Origin of the sequence: [Flexibacter] sp. ATCC 35103, assembly GCF_001975985.1 — a bacterium.
Taxonomy (GTDB): Bacteria; Bacteroidota; Bacteroidia; order Flavobacteriales; family Flavobacteriaceae; genus Flavobacterium.
Genome location: NZ_MTQF01000003.1, coordinates 793,622 through 814,588, shown reverse-complemented (window position 1 = coordinate 814,588; position 20,967 = coordinate 793,622). Strand labels below are relative to the sequence as shown.

General features: G+C 33.7%; 18 protein-coding genes. 10 read left to right on the top strand and 8 right to left on the bottom strand.

All coding sequences use genetic code 11. The annotated features are described in order from the left end of the window. Positions 1–177 precede the first annotated feature (177 nt). The 3 genes from BXU01_RS07765 to BXU01_RS07755 all read left to right on the top strand — a co-directional run bounded on the left by BXU01_RS07765 (position 178) and on the right by BXU01_RS07755 (position 2,944). Complete coding sequence (locus BXU01_RS07765; protein ID WP_083692636.1) at positions 178–1,311, top strand: hypothetical protein; 1,134 nt, start codon at positions 178–180, stop codon at positions 1,309–1,311. A gap of 169 nt (positions 1,312–1,480) precedes the next feature. Further along, positions 1,481–1,825: a T9SS type A sorting domain-containing protein gene (locus tag BXU01_RS07760; protein WP_083692635.1), complete on the top strand. Its 345-nt coding sequence runs from the start codon at positions 1,481–1,483 to the stop codon at positions 1,823–1,825. Positions 1,826–1,963: 138 nt separating this feature from the next. Beyond that, positions 1,964–2,944, top strand: coding sequence for an acyl transferase (locus BXU01_RS07755; protein WP_083692634.1), 981 nt, complete (start codon positions 1,964–1,966; stop codon positions 2,942–2,944). A 67-nt stretch (positions 2,945–3,011) separates the two neighbouring features. Here the strand turns inward: BXU01_RS07755 and tyrS are convergent, their stop codons facing one another. After that, positions 3,012–4,307 (bottom strand): tyrosine--tRNA ligase, encoded by a 1,296-nt coding sequence (gene tyrS / locus BXU01_RS07750; protein WP_083692633.1) that lies wholly within the window; start codon positions 4,305–4,307, stop codon positions 3,012–3,014. Positions 4,308–4,481: 174 nt separating this feature from the next. Between tyrS and BXU01_RS07745 the strand changes: the two genes are divergently transcribed. Beyond that, positions 4,482–5,483, top strand: coding sequence for an NAD-dependent epimerase/dehydratase family protein (locus BXU01_RS07745; RefSeq protein ID WP_083692632.1), 1,002 nt, complete (start codon positions 4,482–4,484; stop codon positions 5,481–5,483). A 2-nt stretch (positions 5,484–5,485) separates the two neighbouring features. Here BXU01_RS07745 and BXU01_RS07740 read toward each other — a convergent pair whose 3' ends face one another. The 3 genes from BXU01_RS07740 to BXU01_RS07730 are packed head-to-tail and all read right to left on the bottom strand — an operon-like array spanning position 5,486 to position 8,051. Further along, positions 5,486–5,965, bottom strand: a complete 480-nt coding sequence (locus BXU01_RS07740; protein WP_083692631.1) for a DUF4296 domain-containing protein — start codon at positions 5,963–5,965, stop codon at positions 5,486–5,488. A gap of 9 nt (positions 5,966–5,974) precedes the next feature. Then, complete coding sequence (locus tag BXU01_RS07735; RefSeq protein WP_083692630.1) at positions 5,975–7,315, bottom strand: dihydroorotase; 1,341 nt, start codon at positions 7,313–7,315, stop codon at positions 5,975–5,977. A gap of 10 nt (positions 7,316–7,325) precedes the next feature. Further along, positions 7,326–8,051, bottom strand: coding sequence for a polyprenol monophosphomannose synthase (locus tag BXU01_RS07730; protein WP_056248764.1), 726 nt, complete (start codon positions 8,049–8,051; stop codon positions 7,326–7,328). 106 nt (positions 8,052–8,157) lie between these two features. On the opposite strand from BXU01_RS07730, the gene BXU01_RS07725 reads away from it, so the two are divergent. From BXU01_RS07725 to BXU01_RS07715, 3 genes are all read left to right on the top strand, one after another. After that, positions 8,158–8,826 (top strand): DUF4271 domain-containing protein, encoded by a 669-nt coding sequence (locus BXU01_RS07725; RefSeq protein ID WP_055093739.1) that lies wholly within the window; start codon positions 8,158–8,160, stop codon positions 8,824–8,826. 14 nt (positions 8,827–8,840) lie between these two features. Then, on the top strand, positions 8,841–9,590 hold the full coding sequence (locus BXU01_RS07720) for a uroporphyrinogen-III synthase (protein WP_041518659.1): 750 nt from the start codon (positions 8,841–8,843) through the stop codon (positions 9,588–9,590). 197 nt (positions 9,591–9,787) lie between these two features. Then, complete coding sequence (locus BXU01_RS07715; protein WP_007811264.1) at positions 9,788–10,258, top strand: Lrp/AsnC family transcriptional regulator; 471 nt, start codon at positions 9,788–9,790, stop codon at positions 10,256–10,258. Positions 10,259–10,412: 154 nt separating this feature from the next. On the opposite strand, the gene BXU01_RS07710 is transcribed toward BXU01_RS07715, so the two are convergent. From BXU01_RS07710 to BXU01_RS07700, 3 genes are all read right to left on the bottom strand, one after another. Further along, the gene (locus BXU01_RS07710; protein WP_083692629.1) at positions 10,413–11,099 is read right to left on the bottom strand and encodes a zinc metallopeptidase; all 687 of its coding nucleotides are present in this window, start codon (positions 11,097–11,099) and stop codon (positions 10,413–10,415) included. A 95-nt stretch (positions 11,100–11,194) separates the two neighbouring features. Next, positions 11,195–11,830, bottom strand: coding sequence for a response regulator transcription factor (locus tag BXU01_RS07705; protein WP_083692628.1), 636 nt, complete (start codon positions 11,828–11,830; stop codon positions 11,195–11,197). Next, a complete protein-coding gene (locus BXU01_RS07700) occupies positions 11,823–13,823 on the bottom strand; it encodes a sensor histidine kinase (RefSeq protein ID WP_083692627.1) in 2,001 nt (666 codons plus the stop codon). Before BXU01_RS07700 ends, BXU01_RS07705 begins: the two co-directional genes overlap by 8 nt. A 166-nt stretch (positions 13,824–13,989) precedes the next feature. Here BXU01_RS07700 and BXU01_RS07695 point away from each other — a divergent pair, with 166 nt between their 5' ends. Next, positions 13,990–14,394 (top strand): MmpS family transport accessory protein, encoded by a 405-nt coding sequence (locus BXU01_RS07695; RefSeq protein WP_083692626.1) that lies wholly within the window; start codon positions 13,990–13,992, stop codon positions 14,392–14,394. 336 nt (positions 14,395–14,730) lie between these two features. On the opposite strand, the gene leuS is transcribed toward BXU01_RS07695, so the two are convergent. Further along, positions 14,731–17,649, bottom strand: a complete 2,919-nt coding sequence (gene leuS, locus BXU01_RS07690; protein ID WP_083692625.1) for a leucine--tRNA ligase — start codon at positions 17,647–17,649, stop codon at positions 14,731–14,733. Between the two features lie 310 nt (positions 17,650–17,959). On the opposite strand from leuS, the gene BXU01_RS07685 reads away from it, so the two are divergent. After that, the gene (locus tag BXU01_RS07685; RefSeq protein ID WP_083692624.1) at positions 17,960–18,307 is read left to right on the top strand and encodes a winged helix-turn-helix domain-containing protein; all 348 of its coding nucleotides are present in this window, start codon (positions 17,960–17,962) and stop codon (positions 18,305–18,307) included. Positions 18,308–18,404: 97 nt separating this feature from the next. Continuing rightward, positions 18,405–20,966 carry a TonB-dependent siderophore receptor gene (locus BXU01_RS07680; RefSeq protein ID WP_083692623.1) on the top strand — a complete coding sequence of 854 codons (2,562 nt, stop codon included), beginning with the start codon at positions 18,405–18,407 and terminating at the stop codon, positions 20,964–20,966. The last annotated feature ends 1 nt before the right edge of the window (position 20,967 follow it).

The window sequence follows — 20,967 nt, the reverse complement described above, 5'->3', positions numbered from 1 at the left end:
TGGCTTATACCAATCACCTTTTTTTATTACATCAAAAGTCAATGTAAATTTTACATTAAGTACAATTGACTTTATAGCCATATACTTAATATATTATTAATACCGTCTTAACTCAGCAAAAACATATGTTCATTTACTTTGCCTTAAATAAATAAAACAATAAAAAACACAACAACAATGAAAAAATCATTTTTTGCAGTAGCTGCAATATTAGGACTTGCTTTAACAAGCTGTAGTTCTGACGACAATAACAAAAGCGACGAAAACAAAAGTACTTTCGTTTTAAAAGTTGACGATTTAAAAGGAAACATCAATGATGGTGTTGTTACTTTAGACCCTGCTCAAACTTATACTTTAACTGGAGGTTTAGTAGTAAAAGCTGGAGCAACTTTAGTTATTCCTGCTGGAACAACTATCAAAAGTTCTGCTACTGCAGAAGCTACTTCTTTATTTATTGCTGTAGAAAGAAATGCAAAAATCAACATCAACGGTACTGCTGCAAAACCAGTAACTATGACATCTGGAAAAGCAACTCCGGCTCAAAGTGATTGGGGTGGATTAATTATCGCTGGTAATGGTATCGTAAATACTGGAGCTAACGGAACTTCTGAAGTAGGTGGTTTAAGCTACGGAGGAACTGACAATGCTGATAACTCAGGAAACATTAATTACTTAAAAATTGCTTACACTGGTTCTAAATTCTCTGCAACTAAAGAATACAATGGTGTTTCTTTCTTCGGAGTAGGTTCAGGAACTGTAGTTTCTAACATCTATGCTTTCGAAAGTGGTGATGATGGTATCGAATTCTTTGGTGGAGCAGTAAACGCTTCTAACTTAGTAATTGTAAATTCTTATGACGATTCATTAGATTTCGCTGACGGATGGCAAGGAACTGCTACTAATGTATATATTAAAGGTGTTACTAAAGCTGGTGTTGAAGGATCTAACAATGAAAAAGATCCAAGTGGAGCTCTTCCTTTAACTAATGCTAAATTAGTTAACTTCTCAATCATTAAAGGTGGTGCAGCTTTTACAGCTGACGAAAAAACAATCAACTACAAAGAAGGTGGTGGAAAACAAGCTTACACAAACTTATATGTTGCTGATGATATGCCTGCTGCTCTTGCTAAATTAGCTACTGATGCTGGTGCTGTTGCGAATCTTACTGCTGGTTTCTTTACAATTACAAACTATACTTTTGGTGCCCAAATTACTGATTTAACTGGTCCTAAATTATCTGGAACTACAACTGGAGCAATTGGAGCTGGAGCTGGTGCAACTTTACCTACTTGGGCTGATTGGACTAAATAATTAAAATACGAAAGATGATAAATAACTAACAATGGATCAATAGCTGGTCAGTTGGTTTCTAATCACTTCATATATAAAATGTTAAAAACATCCTAAATATTAGGATGTTTTTTTTTTGGCGTAGTTTTTGTATTTTTTTTTGTATATTTACATTAATCAAAATAATGCGATGGTAAAAAACTACTTTTATATTACACTCTTATTGGCTTTTTTCTTTACTCTGGGTGCTTCGGCGCAAGAGAGCAAGCAATTACCAAAACCTCAGGATGCAACTGCATCTGCTATTGAGGGTTTAAGCTTGTACCCTAATCCGGTTACAAGCGGAAAAGTATACATTTCCTCTAAAAATGATTTAGAAAAAGAAATAACAATCTTTGATGTGCTGGGTAAAAAAGTACTTCAGGCACATTTAAGTTCGAGAGAATTAAATGTTTCAGATCTGGTTCCCGGCGTTTATATCATCAAGATAAGCGAAGAAAATGCTTCTGCAACACGAAAGCTCATTATTCGATAAATTATAAAAAAAAGCTCCTTTTCAGGAGCTTTTTTAGTTTTCAGTCTAAGTCTCAGTTTTCAGTTTCATTACATGCAAAAACTGCAACTGAAAAACTGGGACTGAAAACTAAAAACAATATCTTTGCAAAAAAAAGTTTTGATCACAGCCAGCGATATATTTACGATTTCGAGTCAAAAACAATTTGAAAAAATAGCCTTAAAAGTATTTCGTTTTCAACACGAGAATAATATCGTATATAGGGAGTTCTGTGATTTTTTAAAAGTCAATCCACAACAGGTAAAATCACCGGAACAAATTCCGTTTTTACCTATTCAGTTTTTCAAAAGCCATAATGTAGTTTCTAATAATGATCCTGCTCAGGTTACTTTTACCAGCAGCGGAACTACCGGAATGATTACAAGCCGACATGTAGTGACCAATGTTTCCCTATATGAGGAAAGTTACCGCAATGGGTTTTCTCAATTCTACGGCAATATCGAAGATTACGTTGTTTTAGCTCTTTTGCCGTCTTATCTCGAACGCGATGGATCTTCACTTATTTATATGGTCGAAGATTTAATAAAACTATCCAATCAGCCGGATAGCGGGTTTTATTTGCACAATCACGATGACTTAATTAAAAAATTGACAACTCTTGACGAATCTGGTCAAAATGTTATTTTAATTGGTGTTACCTATGCTTTATTAGATTTGATCGAAAAACACCAATTCAATCTTCAGAATACCATTATTATGGAAACCGGAGGAATGAAAGGAAAACGTAAAGAAATGATTCGCGAAGAACTGCACGAAGAACTTTGTAAAGGTTTTGGCGTTACAGCAATTCATTCAGAATATGGAATGACCGAACTTTTAGGACAAGCCTATTCTTTAGGAGAAGGAGTTTTTGAATGTCCGTCATGGATGCACATTTTAATTCGTGATCCTGAAGACGCTCTTACTTATGTCAAAAACGGAAAAACAGGTGGAATCAATGTAATTGATTTAGCCAACATCAACTCATGTTCTTTTATCGCTACCCAGGATTTAGGCAAAAAAAATCCCAACAACTCTTTTGAGGTATTGGGACGTTTTGATAATTCGGATATTCGTGGTTGTAATTTAATGGTGCTTTAAAATTTAATCGTTGATTTGTTTAATCGTTTTCTTTATGTAACGACTAAACGATTAACCGATTAAACAGTTAAACCACTCTTATTACAAAGTAGTTTTTCTTTCCGCTTTGTAACAATACAAACTGATTATTGATCAAATCATTTGCTGTCAAAACAAAATCTTCTTTTATTTTTTCTCTGTTTACAGAAATAGAATTAGCTGTCAAAGCTCTTCTTGCTTCTCCGTTTGACTTAAAAAACCCCGTTTTTTCGTTTAAAACAGTAACAATATCCAATCCGTTTTCCAAATCTGCTTTTGCGATTTCAGCTTGAGGAACTCCATCAAAAACTTCTAAAAAAGTAGTTTCATCTAATTTCTTCAAATCATCTGCAGTAGAACTTCCAAATAAAATATTCGAAGCCTGAATTGCTTTTTCTAAAGCTTCTTTTCCATGTACAAAAGTCGTAATTTCTTCTGCTAATTTTTTCTGTAAAACCCATAAATGCGGCGCTACCTCATGTTCTTCAATCAACGCATCGATTACCTCTTTATCTAAAAAAGTAAAGATTTTGATATATTTCTTCGCGTCAATATCAGTTACTTTCAACCAGAACTGGTAAAATGCATAAACTGAAGTTTTATCAGCATCCAACCAAACATTTCCACCTTCAGATTTACCGAATTTAGAACCGTCTGCTTTTGTAATCAAAGGCGTTGTCAATGCAAAAGCTTTTGCATTTTCTCCTCCCATTCTGCGCACTAATTCTGTACCTGTGGTAATATTACCCCATTGGTCAGAACCACCCATTTGCAGCACGCAATTGTTATTTTTATATAAATGATAAAAATCGTAACCCTGAATTAATTGATAGGTGAATTCTGTAAAAGACATTCCTTCGCCTTCTCCGGCAAATCTCTTTTTTACTGAATCCTTCGCCATCATATAATTTACCGTGATTCGTTTTCCAACTTCACGTGCAAAATCAATAAACGAGAATTCTTTCATCCAGTCATAGTTGTTTACCATCACCGGAGCATTTGCATCTTTTGAATTAAAGTCTAAGAAACGAGATAAAACACTTTTTATTCCCGCAACATTTTTAGCCAAAGTTTCTTCGTTCAACAAATTTCTTTCGTCAGATTTACCGGATGGGTCACCAATCATTCCGGTTGCACCACCAACCAAAGCAATAGGCTGATGACCAAAATTCTTTAAGTGAACCAATAAAATAATCTGAACCATACTACCAATATGTAGTGAATCTGCCGTTGGATCAAAACCTATATATGCCGTAGTTACCTCTTTAAGCAATTGTTCTTCCGTTCCTGGCATGCTATCATGATATAACCCTCGCCACTTTAATTCTTCAACTAGATTCTTCATTTTTAAAATAATTTGTGCAAATGTAATCAATGTCAATATCAAAATCAAAAGGCAATGTCAATATCAGAGTCAAAAAACAATATGAATGTCAATTTAAAACACAAAATCAAAAACCTTTGCAACTTTGTCCCTTTGCAACTTTGCCCCTTTCACACAAAAACTTATCTTTACAAAATGGTATTAGTAACTGGAGGAACAGGTTTAGTTGGCGCGCATTTATTGCTTCATTTAATTGAGAATGGAGAAAATGTCCGGGCTATTTATCGAAACCAAAACAACATTCAAAAAGCAAAATCGGTTTTTGAGTTGTATAAAAAAGGAGATCTGTTTGAAAAAATCAATTGGCTTGAAGCTGATATTTTAGATGTTCCTTCTTTAGAAAATGCTTTTATTAATATTGAATACGTTTATCATTGCGCAGCTTTAATCTCCTTTGATCCCAAGGATGAAGATGCTCTGAGAAAAACCAATATTGAAGGAACAGCCAATATGGTTAATTTTTCTATTGCTAAAGAAGTAAAGAAATTTTGCTTTGTAAGTTCTATAGCTGCTTTAGGAGATATTGCTCCACATGAAACTTACATTACGGAAGAAACCGACTGGAATCCGGAAAAACCTCACAGTGATTACGCTATTTCTAAATATGGTGCCGAAATGGAAGTTTGGCGCGGACTTCAGGAAGGACTTAATGTTATTATTATAAATCCGGGTGTGATTTTGGGACCAATTCCTAAAACAAAAATTTTCGAACAAGGAAGCAGCGAATTGTATCAAAAAGTAGCGAACGGACTTTCGTTTTACACGCTTGGAAATACTGGCTTTATAACCATAACTGACGTGGTTAGAATTGCGTACGAATTAATGAAAAGCAATATCAAAAACGAACGTTTCACTTTAATTGCTGATAACATTGTTTTTAGAGATATCCTAAATACAATTGCTGACACCTTAAAAGTAAAAAAACCAAGGATTCACGCTAAACCATTATTGATGAATTTTCTCTGGATTGCAGATGCGATTTTCTCTACTTTATTTTTCCAGAAAAGACGCCTTACCAAGGCAACAGCAAAAGCCTCTTATTCTAAAAATCTGTATTCAAATGAAAAAATAAAAACCGCTCTTGGAACGGTTTTTCTAGATGTACATCAATATATAAAAGACGTTTCGAAGTTATAAAACTACTTTTTCTTTCTTGACTGTATTAATTGTTTTATCGAATCGATATTTACTTGTTGCTTCAAAGGTTTTTTAACCGCCTCTTTAATAGAATCTTTAGGCTTGTTTTTCTTTTCTTTGGCTGCTTTTTTATCTTCAATTTTAACTATTGAATCTGTCGCTCTTTGATTCACTGCCAATCGCTTGCTTATTTCATCAAACATTTCTTTGTAAGATTCATAATCAGTTGCATAGTACATATTACTTTGCGCAAACTGCAGGCTGTCTACTTTATATTTTTTCAGAATAAATTTAGTAGGATCCGTTTCAGTTGAATCCAATGATAAAGGATTTTGATATTTCATCGCATCCAAAAGAGACAAATCATACATAATATCAATCATCTTTCCTTTCTCTATAAGTTTTGCAGGTTGTTTGACCAACTCTTTTTTACAACTTACAGAAAGAAACAAAACCAATATTATTATTACTAAATTCTTCATTTCCGTTTTTTATCTATCAAACAATAATCTTTTTCCGTTGCGAACGTCTTTTACTTTAAAATTATTATAAACCAGTTCACCATTCACAAAAGTGTGTGTAATTCTGGATTTAAAAGTATAATTCTCAAAAGGTGACCATCCGCATTTTGCCAGGATATTTTCAGGTTTCACACTCCACGGCAAACTTGGATTTACAATTACCAAATCAGCAAAGTAGCCTTCTTTGATAAAACCTCTTTTTTCTATTTTGAAAATTTTAGCCGGATTGTGGCACATTTTCTCCACTATTTTTTCTACAGTAATTTTTCCCTGATGATGTGCTTCAAACATTGCCACAACAGCATGTTGCACAAGCGGACCTCCGGAAGGTGCATTTAGATAAGACTGCATTTTTTCTTCTTTAGTATGCGGTGCGTGATCTGTAGCAATTACATCAATACGTCCGTCATTTAAAGCTTTCCAAAGTTCAGCTCTGTCCTCAGCGGTTTTAACGGCAGGATTCCATTTGATGAAATTTCCTTTTGTTTTATAATCTTCATCGGTAAACCAAAGATGATGTACACAAACCTCAGCGGTAATTTTTTTATCTTCTAATGGGATTTTATTTGTGAACAATTCCATTTCTTTCGCAGTCGAAAGATGAAAAATATGCAAACGTGCTCCCGTTTTTTTCGCCAATGCTACTGCTTTTGAAGACGAAATATAACAAGCTTCTGCACTACGAATTAAATGGTGCGCCGTTACCGGAACATCATCTCCGTATTGCTCTTTAAAAGCTGCAAGATTATTTTGAATCGTTGTTTCATCTTCACAATGCACAGCGATTAACATAGGTGTACTTGAGAATATTTTTTCTAATGTCGCTTCATTATCTACCAACATATTTCCGGTAGAAGAACCTAAGAAAATCTTGATTCCGGCAACATTTTTTGGATTGGTTTTTAAAACTTCTTCCAGATTATCATTGGTTGCACCCATCATAAACGAATAATTCGCAAATGATTTCACGGCAGCAATTTGATATTTATCTTCTAAAATTTCCTGAGTTACTGCATTAGGAACTGTATTAGGCTGCTCGATAAAAGAAGTAATTCCTCCTGCTACTGCAGCTCTTGATTCTGATTCTATATCGCCTTTGTGCGTTAATCCGGGTTCTCTAAAATGTACCTGATCATCGATTGCACCAGGAATTAAAAAACTTCCTTCGGCATCTATTACTTTACAATCGGATGTTTTTAAGCTAATGCTATCTGCTACTTCTACGATTAAGTCGTTTTCTATCAAGACATCACCTTCAAAAATAGATCCCTCGTTTACTATTTTAGCATTCTTTATTAAAATCCTGTTCATCGTCGTGGTATTATAAGGTATTGACTAATTTTTTTAATCGAAGTGAAATTACACCCAGAATAGCTTCTTTGATAATGGCATTACTCATTTTCGATACGCCTTTGGTTCTGTCTGTAAAGATAATAGGAACCTCAGTAATTTCAAATTTAGCACAATAAGTTCTGTATTTCATTTCGATCTGAAAAGCATAACCTACAAACTTAATTTTGTTAAGATTAATTTTCTCCAGAACTTCTCTTTTATAGCAAACAAAACCTGCTGTAGCATCATGAATTTTCATTCCGGTAATAAACTTTACGTATACTGATGCAAAATAAGACATTAAAACACGGCTCAAAGGCCAGTTTACAACATTTACTCCGGTTACGTAACGAGAACCAATAGCCAGATCTGCACCGCCAAAATGACAAGCATCAAATAATTTTTCGAGATCATTGGGGTTGTGAGAAAAATCTGCATCCATCTCAAAAATGTAATCGTATTTGCGTTCCAAAGCCCATTTAAAACCATGAACATAAGCGGTTCCTAAACCTGATTTTTTAGCTCTTTTTTCTAAAAACAACCTGTCCGGAAATTCTTCCTGCAATGCAATTACCTTATTTGCCGTAAAATCAGGCGAATTATCATCGATTATTAAAAGATGAAAAGGTTTATGTTGCGAGAGTACAGCTCTAACTATACTTTCAATATTTTCGATTTCGTTGTAAGTGGGAATTATGACAATACAATCATTCATTTTTCTGCGTAAATTTCATCGCAAAAGTAAACTTTTTATAGCATTTGATTCATAATAAATATATAATAAAAGTATTGATACAAAAAATTACTAATTTTGTATCGTTATGATTGAACACCTTCATCCTAGAATTATCGAAAACAAAGACTGGGCGACACTTTTATTTGTGTTGACCTTTGCCGTTGTTGCTATGACTAAATCAGCTTATGAAACTAGATTTAGCGAATTCAGCAAGCTTATTTTTTCAGACAAGTATGCAAAAATCTATCGTGATAACAGCCATCTAAAAAGCAGTTTTACTGTTGGTCTGTTTTTTGTACAGGTTATTTCATATGCTTTTTTCATTCAGTTGACGATGCATATTTTTGGATATGCCTCAAAGACAGATTGGATTCTGTTTATTCAGATCGCTACATTTTTGCTTTATTTTATTTTAGCGAAGTTTTTAATCGAAAAAATAGTAGCGACTTCATTCAACATTGATGAGTTTGCCGATCTTTTTAACTTACAAAAAGTCACTTACAGAACTTATATTGGCGTTTTAGTCCTTCCTATTAATGCTATTTTGTTTTATTATGACAATATTCCTAAAATTATACCACTCGCAATCATAGGTATTTCGCTATGTATCAGCTTATACTCATATTTTATTTCAATAAAAACGTATCAAAACGTAATAATCAGTAAGTTATTTTATTTTATTTTATATCTTTGCGCTCTTGAAATAGCCCCTTATTATTTTCTCTATTATTGGATTACAAAAGGGAGTGCTTAGAAAATGTTTATAATATGAAAGTGAAAACAATTTTGGTGTCACAGCCTGAACCTAAAGTGGAAAATTCTCCTTACTTTGAGCTCCAACAAAAACACAAAATAAAAATTGATTTCAGACCATTTATTCATGTGGAAGGGGTTAATGCAAAAGAGATTCGATTACAAAAAATCGATCTTAATCATTATACTGCAATAATTTTGACAAGCCGTAATGCGGTGGATCATTTTTTTAGGGTAGCAGATGAAATGCGTTATAAAGTTCCTGAAGGATTGAAATATTTCTGCCAATCTGAAGCTGTTGCATTTTACCTGCAAAAGTATGTTGTGTATAGAAAACGTAAAATTTACGTTGGAGCAAAAGATTTTGCGGATTTGTCACCTCTTATCAAAAAGTACAAAGACGAAAAATTCTTATTACCGGCATCTGATCAATTAAATGCTGATGCCCCTATTACATTAAACAATCTGAAAGTAGATTGGGCACAAGCTGTTTTTTATAAAACGGTAATGAGTGACTTATCTGATCTTGCTGATGTTTATTATGATGTTTTAGCATTTTTTAGCCCAACCGGAATCAAATCATTGTTTAAAAACTTTCCTGATTTTAAACAAAACGATACCAGAATTGCCGTTTTTGGAAGCACCACTCAAAAAGAAGCTCTTGATCATGGTTTAAGAATCGATATTCTTGCTCCAACTCCTGAAACTCCTTCTATGACGATGGCTTTAGAAAAATATATCGCAGAAGCAAATAAAGGAAAATAATTCCTTTTTTAAATACACAAATTAGAAATTCCAAATTTCAACTTAACTGTTGGTATTTGGAATTTTTCTTTTTAGATCATTTAAAACTTAGACAAAGATTTAAAATAACAGATTTACGTTCAATTAAAAGTTTTATCATTAAATTTGATTTCTAACTAAAACCAAATAACTAAAATTAGTTTCAAATTATAACTGTTATGAAAATCAACTCTCTTTTAATTGAAATTGACGGCATCGATAAAGAAATCCTTCGATATTTAATGGATGATGCCCGAAAACCTATTTTGCAAATTGCCAATAAAATAGGCATTTCCGGAGCGGCGATTCATCAGCGTTTAAAAAAACTCGAACAATCTGGCGTGATATCAGGTTCTAAATTTACTGTAAATCCAAAAGTTTTAGGATATAATACAATGGCCTTTATTGGAGTTTACCTCGATAAAGCTTCAAGAAACTCAGAAGCCGTAAAAGATTTAAAAAAAATCCCTGAAGTTTTAGAGTGTCATTACACCACAGGAAACTGGTCTGTTTTGATTAAAATCATCTGTCGCGACAACGAACACCTTATGCAGCTTTTAAATACAAAAATCCAGGCTATAGAAGGCGTTTCAAGAACGGAAACGTTTATATCACTAGATCAGCAAATTGACAGACAAATACAATTGTAATTAGAAAATGTGTCAATTAGATAATTAGATAATGTCCTGAATTAGAAAATATACTAATTCCATAATTTCGAATAATAAATAAAAAGCCGATTAGTTTAAAACTAATCGGCTTTGTTTGTAAATTATCTAATTGGCACATTATCTCATTGACACATTAATTCCTTCTGCTTCCGGAATAAATTGAGATATAGTACAACAATGTAGCGATTGATCCTATAGCCGCTACAACATAAGTTCTTGCAGCCCATTTTAAGGCATCTTTTGCTCCGGCTTGCTCTTCCAGAGTTAACATGTGTTTGTTTTCTAACCAGGCAAGCGCTCTGTTACTGGCATCATATTCTACAGGTAAAGTAATAATTGTAAACAATGTTGTTGCGGCAAAAATGACAATTCCGATTAATAATAACTGTGGAAAAGTTCTAATCATTAAAATTCCGGCCAATAAAATCCATTGTACATAACTTGATGCAATACTAACCACCGGCACTAACTTAGAACGCAAAGTCAACCATTCGTATCCTATAGAATGCTGAACGGCGTGACCACATTCGTGTGCAGCAACGGCGGCAGCGGCCGCATTACGATGATTATAAACAGCTTCACTTAAATTTACCGTTTTATCTGCAGGATTATAATGATCTGTTAATCGACCCGGAGTCGAAATAACACGAACATCAGTGATTCCGTTATCGGCTAACATTTTCTCTGCAATTTCAGCACCACTCATGCCATTTCTTAATTGCAATTTAGAGTATAATTCGAATTTACTTTTTAGTTTTGAACTTACGATCCAGCTGAATAACATAATTGCTCCAGCGAGTATTAAATATCCACTTCCCATATTTTTACTTTTTTTGATTGATTATTAAAGTTACAAAACAAACTGCAATTTCTGAACCAATTTCAAAAAATGTCATTTTGGCATTTCTGGAATAATCAATTTAATAAATTGTTTTTCAATAAAAAAGCGATCAATTCGGCTACATTTTTGGTTTTATACTTTTGCAGAATATTACGTCTGTGTGTTTGTACCGTTAGAAAGCTCAAAAACAATTCATCTGCAATTTCCTGGGTCGATTTTCCTTTTGACAACAATAGCGTAATATCTTTTTCTCTTCTGCTCAAACTCGGAATATGCTCCAGATCATCTGATACTGGCTGACTTATAATTGTTTTAACCTCATCGCTAAATACAATTTCGCCCTGAATAGCATTATTGATACAGTTTCCAAACTCTTCAAACGAAGCGCTTTTTAGAACATAACCATTACCGCCATTTTGAATAAACTGCATTACCAGACTTCTCTCAGACTGGCTGCTCATACCAATAATGATTATTTGAGGATATTTTTGTTTGATTGTTTTACAAAGATCAACACCATTAATTACCGGCAGAAAAATGTCCATTAAAATTAAATCGACCTGATTTTCTTCGATATAATCCACAAGTAAAACTCCTGATTGTAATTTACCTACGATTTCAACCGTTTCTAAATCTGCTAAAAGCCCTGAAATTCCCGAAATAACAATGGGATGATCGTCTACTATTACTGTTTTATATACTTTATCCATTTAATTCATTTTTTATCTTTAATTCTATATAAGTAGACGTTCCTTTATTTAATTCGCTTTCTATTTCCAGCTTGCCTTTTAGAATTTCAAGACGGTTTTTTATATTTCGCAATCCCATTCCGGCACTTTTTTCAGCTACATCAAAACCAACTCCGTTATCTTCAACCGTAATAAAAAAAGTGTCTTTATTTTGAGAACAGGAAACTAATATTTCTGATGCTTCGGCATATTTTAAGGCATTATTCAACAATTCCTGAATAATTCTGTAAATCACAATTTCATAGTTTTTAGGCAAATTAGGTTTTTGTATCAAATATTGAAATTCAATTTTAGTTTTAGCATTAGAATTAGCAATACATAAATCTCGTAAAGCATGTTCTAAACTTAGTTTCAGTAAACTTTCCGGCATTAGGTTTTGAGAAATATTCCGTAATTCCTTAATCGAATTATCCAGCAATGAGTTGATATCAGCCGGACTTATTACATTTTCTTTTTCCGCCAGTTTTAAATGAATTTTTAGTCCGGAAAGCATACTTCCCAGTCCGTCATGTAAATCTCTGGCGATTCTCTTTCGCTCTACTTCTTCCCCTTCAATCAAAGCATTAGAAACTGATAATTTTTGCTGGTTTTCGAGTGATATCAATTCTTGTTCATGATTAATTTCTTTTTGAGCACTTAGCTTTTTTTGATTCTTATTCAATATCCACAAGAACAAAACGATAAGAAACAATAATACTGACAACACCGCAAAAAGAATCGAGTTTAAACGATTGTTATTGACCAACAAAGCCGCTTTTTCGTTTTGAGACTGAAGCAAGGTTATCTTTTTCTCGTCTTCGGCTTTTTTATATTTTGCTTCAAGTTCTACGATTTCACTCTTAAACTTAGAATCATTCAAACTATCATTGATCATATTAGACTTATTGGCATAAAAATAAGCCTTATCATAATTCTTGGTTGCGTTATAAACTTTTGACAACTCGTTATAATAGTTTTTTTGATCTGTAATAAAAGGCGTTTTTTCCAGAAGATATTCCAGATTATCTTTGGCTTGATTATAATTTTTTAATTTAAAAAGCACTTCATATTCTGCAAACTTCAATCTGTTTAAAGCAATCTGATTCTGGTGTTTTTCTGCTGATTTATTTCCTTTTCCAAAACTTTCCAGAGCATTTTCATTCTTATTTTGTTTCGCATAATAAATTCCTTCTGAATAAAAATAAGAATCGTTTAAGTTAGATTCCGGAAAGTCTTTTAAAGTAGAGAATGCTTTATCTAATATTTTTTTGGCATCATAAAAATGCTTTAACTCTACTAAATTCTCTGCATTTATTATGTAAGTTTCCATTTTTGATTCAGCGATCGTTGGCGACTTCTTAATCGCTCTTTCGACATAATTTTGCGCCTCATTTAAATATTCACTGGCTTTTTCACGCTCGTTATTATTCATAAAAATAATAGCTACTGCTTTATACAAACCACTTATTAGTTCATAATCCCTGCTTCTTTTTGCAAGCGGAATAGCTTCATTAACCAGCAGTTTCATATAACCTTTTTCATTGTTCTTTCGCTGCAGCATAACCCCATAATTTTGGAGTATAACGGCACGAAGACGATACGCTTCTATATTATGGTACTTTTTAAGCTTGTCGTTGCTATCGAGAAGTGCTTTTTCGAAACCATCGTGATCTCCTTTTTCTAAAAAAACAGAGGAATTATAGAAAATCGATGCATCGCTTAAAAAAGGGAATTTAGCCTTGAGTTTGTTTGCCTTTGCCAGATATTCTTTTGATTTTCGAACATCCTGAACCATCAAATATAATTTCGACAATTTAAAACTGTAAAAACATTTTAAACTATCAGATGGCGTATTTTTAACAACTTGGGCAATACTGTCAATATAAACTGAATCATCGTCTAGAGAAAGAATAACCTGTGAATGTGTAATGGCAGATAAGAATAAAAATAGTACCGAAAAGTAGATTTTCTTCATAGAGTAGGATTTGTTCAAATTTATTAAAATTAAAAATATTTCAGAAAAAAAACCAGGCTTTTTACCTGATATCAGGTAATAGGAATTACATTTTATCAGGTATTGCCCCCTCTTTAATAAGGACTTAGTTTTGCCGGATAGAATATTAATTATTAAAGAATTTATTATGAAATCAATTTTGAAAACTTTAGCGATTGTATTAACTCTAACTTTTACAGTAGGATCTTGCAGCAGTGACAATGATGATAATTCAGGATCAAACACAAGCTCAAGAGATGTAAAATATGAAGTAACCGGAAATTACACGGGAAAACTTAGTGTAACTTATATTGAAGAAGGAGGAGCTGCATTAATAGAAGATATCACTGCATTACCATGGAAAAAAGAATTTACAGCCAAAACAGATAGCCAAGCTGCATCAATAAGCACAAGTGGTTATGGAGGTGTTAAAGGACAAACCCTGACCGGTAAAATTTATGTTGGAGGAAAAGTGGTTAAAGAATTAACTGCAACTGCAACTGAAGACGGAATTATTGTACTAATACCAGGTACATATGTATTCCCGCTTTAAATATTAGTTTTAGAATTTAATATTTTGTTTTTGGATAAAAGAAAGCTTCGTACTATTACGAAGCTTCTTTTTTTATGGTCAATTGATTTTCTATTTCTTCAAACTTATTAATCAGGTTATTAATTTTAATTCGCATTCAATTCGTGGCAAAAAAAATCTAAATATTTTTATTTAGACAAGTAGAAATCACACAAGAAATTCCGAAAAGAAAAATGATAAATCTTTATCAGGTTACGTGTGTGATTTCTCGTGCCTCGAAATAATAAAGTAGACCTAAAAAAAAATCCAAACCCCAACAAAAGTTGAAATTTGGAATTTATAATTGAATTTTAATTATTATCCCACAAGATTAATGATTTTACCAGGAACGATAATTACTTTATTTGGCGTTCTGCCATCTAATTGTTTTTGCGTTCTTTCGTCTTTCATAATGATTTCTTCAATTTGCGCTGCAGTCAAATCTAAAGGTAATTCGATTGTAAAACGCATTTTTCCGTTAAAAGAAACCGGATATTCTTTATTCGTCTCTACTAAATGTTTGGCATCAAAAACCGGAAAAGCAACTGTTGCAATCGAAGTTGTATGTCCTAATTGTGACCATAATTCCTCTGCAATATGTGGTGCATAAGGCGAAACTAAAATTGCCAAAGGTTCTAAAATCGCTCTTGAATGACAATTTTGAGTCGACAATTCATTCACACAAATCATAAACTGTGAAACAGAAGTATTAAAAGAGAAACTCTCGATATCTTCTGCTACTTTTTTAATCGTTTTATGTAATGATTTTAAGTTGTCTTTTGTTGGTGCGTCGTTGTTTACGATTAAACCGTTATTTTCATCAAAATACAATCTCCATAATTTTTTCAGGAATCCAAAAACTCCAGAAATACCTGCAGTATTCCACGGTTTTGCCTGTTCTAATGGTCCTAAAAACATTTCGTACAAACGTAATGTATCTGCACCATATTCATTACAAATATCATCCGGAGTTACTACGTTATAATATGATTTCGACATTTTTTCGACTTCACGACCTACAATGTATTTTCCGCTTTCATCAAAAATAAATTCGGCCGTATTAAAATCTTCTCTCCAGTTTTTGAACTTTTCGATATTCAATTCATCTGAAGAATTTACAAAATGAACATCAACACGAATTGGCTGTACATTTTGACCTTCAATTTTATTTTTAGATACAAATGTATTCGTTCCTTCCAATCTGTAAACATAAGCCGTCGTTCCTAAAATCATTCCCTGATTGATCAGTTTTTTGAATGGTTCTTCTGTTGGAGCATAACCTCTGTCTTTTAAGAATTTATTCCAGAAACGAGAATACAATAAATGTCCGGTTGCGTGCTCGCTTCCTCCAATATATAAATCGACACTTTCCCAATATTTTAAAGCCTCCTTGCTTGCAAATTCGGTTTCGTTGTGTGCATCCATATAACGCATCCAATACCATGAACTTCCTGCCCAACCTGGCATCGTGTTCAATTCAAGAGGAAAAATTTCGAAATTATCAACCAAGTCCGTATTTACAACTTCATTGTTTTTAGTATCCCATGCCCAGATTGTTGCGTTTCCTAACGGAGGCAAACCATCTTCGGTTGGTAAATATTTTTCTACTTCCGGCAAAATAATTGGCAAATATTCAGCATTGATCATCTTTGGCAAACCATTTACATAATAAACCGGGAAAGGTTCTCCCCAATAACGCTGACGAGAGAAAACAGCATCACGCAAACGGTAATTTGTTTTACCGGTTCCCTGACCAATTTCTTCTAACTTAGCTATTGCTTTTTGAGTAGCTTCTTTATAATTTAATCCGTTTAAGAAATCAGAATTGGCGATTTCAACATTGTCTTTTGATCCGTAAGCCGCTTCAGAAATATCAACATTAGCGAAGATATTCTTGATTTCCTGCATTCCGTTTTGACCTTTAAAGAAATTTGCAAAAGCATAATCTCTTTCGTCTCCGCAAGGAACCGCCATTACAGCACCAGTACCATAACCTGCTAAAACGTAATCCCCAATCCAAACCGGAATTGCTTCTTTTGTAAATGGATGTTCTGCATAAGCTCCTGTAAATACGCCAGAAATAGTTTTTACATCAGCCATACGCTCACGCTCTGAACGTTTTGCTGTTTTTTCAATATACGCTTCAACATCTCCTCTTTGTTCTTGAGTAACTATTTTAGAAACTAAAGGATGTTCCGGTGCCAAAGTCATAAAAGTAACTCCGAAAATAGTATCAGGACGAGTTGTGAATACTTCGATGAAATTTGTTTCAGGTTTCACGTTTAAAGTTGCATCACTTTGCACATCGTTCTGAGACTTGAAACTTGAAACTTGAAACTTAACTAAAGCTCCAACCGATTTCCCGATCCAGTTTCTTTGTGATTCTTTTATAGATTCGCTCCAGTCGATATCATTTAAACCCTGAAGCAAACGTTCTGCATAAGCCGAAATTCGCATACTCCATTGTGTCATTTTTTTACGAATAACAGGATATCCTCCACGCTCAGAAACTCCGTTTACGATTTCGTCATTCGCCAAAACAGTTCCTAAACCAGGACACCAGTTTACTTCGGTTTCTGCCAAATATGTCATTCGGTATTGCAAAAGGATTTTCTCTTTCTGATCATCAGAATATGAATTCCATTCTGCTGCAGTAAAAACGGCAACATTATCATCGCAAACTGCCTCAACCAAAACATTTCCTTCTTCAGTAAAAACTTTTACAAGCTCAGAAATATCAAATGCTTTTCCTTGCTTTTTGCAATACCACGAATTAAACAATTGGATAAAAATCCATTGTGTATGTTTATAATAATCCGGATTTGAGGTACGAACTTCACGACTCCAGTCAAATGAAAATCCTATTTTATCCAGTTGTTTTCTATATCCGGCAATTTGTTTTCCTTCTTTATCTACTCCACCATCAATATTTACACGTGTTGTATCTTCAGGACGCTGCCCTGTCTGAATCGCATATTGTTCTGCCGGTAATCCAAAACTATCATAACCCATTGGATGCAAAACATTGAAACCCTGATGTCTTTTGAAACGAGAATAAACATCTGAAGCAATATAACCCAGCGGATGCCCAACGTGTAATCCTGCTCCTGACGGATAAGGAAACATATCTAATACATAATGCTTTGGTTTTTCAGAATTGTTTTCTGCAGCAAAAGTTTGGTTCTCAGCCCAATATTTCTGCCATTTTTCTTCGATTTCGTTTGGATTGTATTTCATTTCTTTGAGTTGCTGAGTTACTGAGTAACTGAGTTGCTAAGTTTTAATGTATTGAATAATAAGTGCGCAAATTTACATTTATTACAGATTGTACCAAAGCTATTTCGTTGCAAACAAATAAAATAACAATATACGTATTTGTAATTAAGTAAAAATACTTATATTTACATCGCAATACTTAGTAAAATAAAGTTTCGCAGGAACGAATTATATTGTAGGACTGGATTTCAATCCAGCATAAACAAACAAGCAGCGAAAGAATATTATTACATTTTAATGCCTATTTTTGTATTATCACTAAAAGTATCAAATGGATAATAGCAAAAAATATTCTGTCGAAGTTCGTCTTTGGATTGAAGAAGCCGACGGTCCATTTTTAGGAATAGGAAAAATTTGGTTATTAGAGAATATTCAAAAAACAGGATCTATTACCAATGCTGCCAGAGAGATGAAAATGGCTTATCGTCAGGCTTGGCAATTAGTCGAAGAAATGAATCAGCGTGCCGAAAGTCCCTTGGTAGAAAAACTTCTTGGAGGAAAAGGCGGTGGCGGAGCAAAACTAACCAAAGCAGGGGAAAAAGCCATAATCGTTTTTTATGAAATCGAAAAACGTATTAAAGATTTTGCCCTAAAAGAAACACAGAATTTAAAGTTTTAAAAAAATCCAAACCTTAATATTTTATAAAAAACCAAAATCAAGTTTCACTAATCATCAGTATTCATTTTAAAACATACTGAAAATAGTACTTTCAATTATGAGATTATACCTTTATATCCTATTACTTTTCGTAAGTCTTAAAAGCTTTTCTCAAACAGAAAGTTCTAAAAAAAACCAGGACAGCATCAAAAAAGAGACCTTAAATGAGATTGTAATTACAGCTTCCAGACGTTCCGAAAAAATAATGCGTTCTCCTATAACTATAGAACAGTTAAAATCTGCGGAAGCCAAAAAAATGGGATCCCCAAGTATTTATGAAGCACTTGAAAACGTAAAAGGTGTACAAATTATCACGCCAAGTTTGGGCTTTAAAGTCATAAATACAAGAGGTTTCGCTAACTCGACTAACGTTCGTTTTGCACAATTGGTTGACGGAATCGATAATCAGGCACCACATTTAGGCGCTCCAATTGCCAATGCACTGGGCGCAAATGATCTTGATATTGATAAAATCGAAATTATTCCGGGAACTGCGGCAGCTTTATACGGAATGAACGCCATAAATGGTTTGGCAAATATTCAGACTAAAAACCCATTTGAATATCAAGGTATCAGCATTCAGCAATTAACGGGTGTAAATCATGTGGGGAATATCGATCGGTTTTCGCCCAAAATTTATTCGCAATTTAATTTGCGCGTTGCAAAAGCATTCAACGAAAAATTAGCTTTCAAAATTAATGCTTCAACAACAGGCGGAACAGATTGGGTTGCAGATGACAGAACAGATTTGGCTCCAAACGCCAATGCATCAACCAATTTATACGGCACAGATAATCCGGCTTATGATGAAGTGAATGGCTACGGAAACGAATCTGCAAATAGAAAAACATTAAACTTAAATGGTAAAAATTATGTCGTTGCCAGAACAGGTTATCGTGAAACGGACATTTCTGATTATGATATTAAAAACTACAAAGCTGATATTGGTTTTTATTTCCGTCCGAAAAAAGGAAATGAATTGGCCGTCACTTATAAAACAGCACTTATTAATACAATCTACCAGCGCTCGAACCGCTTTAGATTAGATAATTATACGCTAAACCAAATCGCTGTTGATTATCATACTCCTATTTTTCAGGTAAAAGGATATGCTACTTTCGAAAATACCGGAAACTCATACAACATGCGTTCTCTTGCAGAAAACATGGATCGCGCTTATAAATCTGATGATAAATGGTTTGCAGATTATGCAACAGCATATAAAAATGCAGTAACAAACGGAGCGACAATTGCCGATGCGCATAAAATGGCCAGAACATCATCTGACCAAGGTCGTTTTGAACCGGGAACTGAAGCTTATGAGCAAAAGAAAAACGAATTAATCGATATTAATAATTGGGATATTGGAGCGGCTTTACGTGTAAAATCGACTTTGGTTCATGCCGAAGGCTTGCTAAATTGGGATAAAGCTTTCCCTTCATTCTTCGAAAAAATAGACGCAAAACTATTAAGCGGTTTCGATTACAGAACTTACATTATTGTTCCTGACGGGAATTATTTTATCAATCCGGTAAATCCTTCAGAAAATTTAACATACCAAAAAACAGGTGCTTTTACACAATTAAACAAAGATTTTCTAGATCGAAAAATAAGCCTGGGCGCAACTATAAGAATGGATAAAGCCGATTATTTTAATACTAAATTCACGCCTCAGTTCACTGCGGTTTATGTTCCAAAAGAAACAATAAGCTTCAGGGCTTCTTATCAAAACGGGTATCGCTTTCCGAGTATTTTCGAAGGTTTTTCGAATGTAAATAGTGGCGGTGTAAAACGTGTTGGCGGATTACGCATTATGTCTGATGGCATTTTTGAGAATTCATATACCAAAGCTTCAATAGATAAATTTCAATCGCAGGTAAATAATGATGTAAATACACTTGGAATTACTCAGGCGCAAGCCATTGAAAAGAATAAAAACACGATTCAAAAAAATCCTTATACCTATTTGCAGCCTGAATTTGTAAATTCTTTCGAATTTGGTTTTAGAGGAATTGCATTAAAACAAAATCTTTTTATCGATGCTGATTTCTATTACAACTCTTATAAAAATTTCATCGCTCAAGTCGAAGCCAGTATCCCAAATACAAAAGATGTTACCCAGATTCCAACCGCTTTATATTCTAAAAACACACAAAACAGATACCGTCTCTGGACCAATTCTAAAAGTAAAATTTATAATTACGGAGGAAGCTTAGGTTTAAAATACCGTTTTGATAAAACTTTCACCGCTTTAACCAATGTTACTTATACCAAACTCGATCGAACAGATGATAAAGATGGTCTCGAAGACGGATTTAATACTCCTGAATTCAATATCAACGGAACATTAATTGCAAAAAACATCTGGAAAAATCTTGGTGCAAGTGCAACCGCACGTTATCAAAACAATTTTGATTATGTTTCTTTTTTAGTAACCGGAACTGTTCCCGATTATTGGTCGATGGATGCGCAGGTGAATTACAATTTCGAAAAAGCCGGTATTACTACAAAAATTGGAGGGACAAATATTTTAAACAAACCTTATAATTCTATTCTTGGTGGTCCGGCAATTGGCGGGTTGTATTACTTGTCATTAGTTTGGGAAACAAACAAATTCTAAA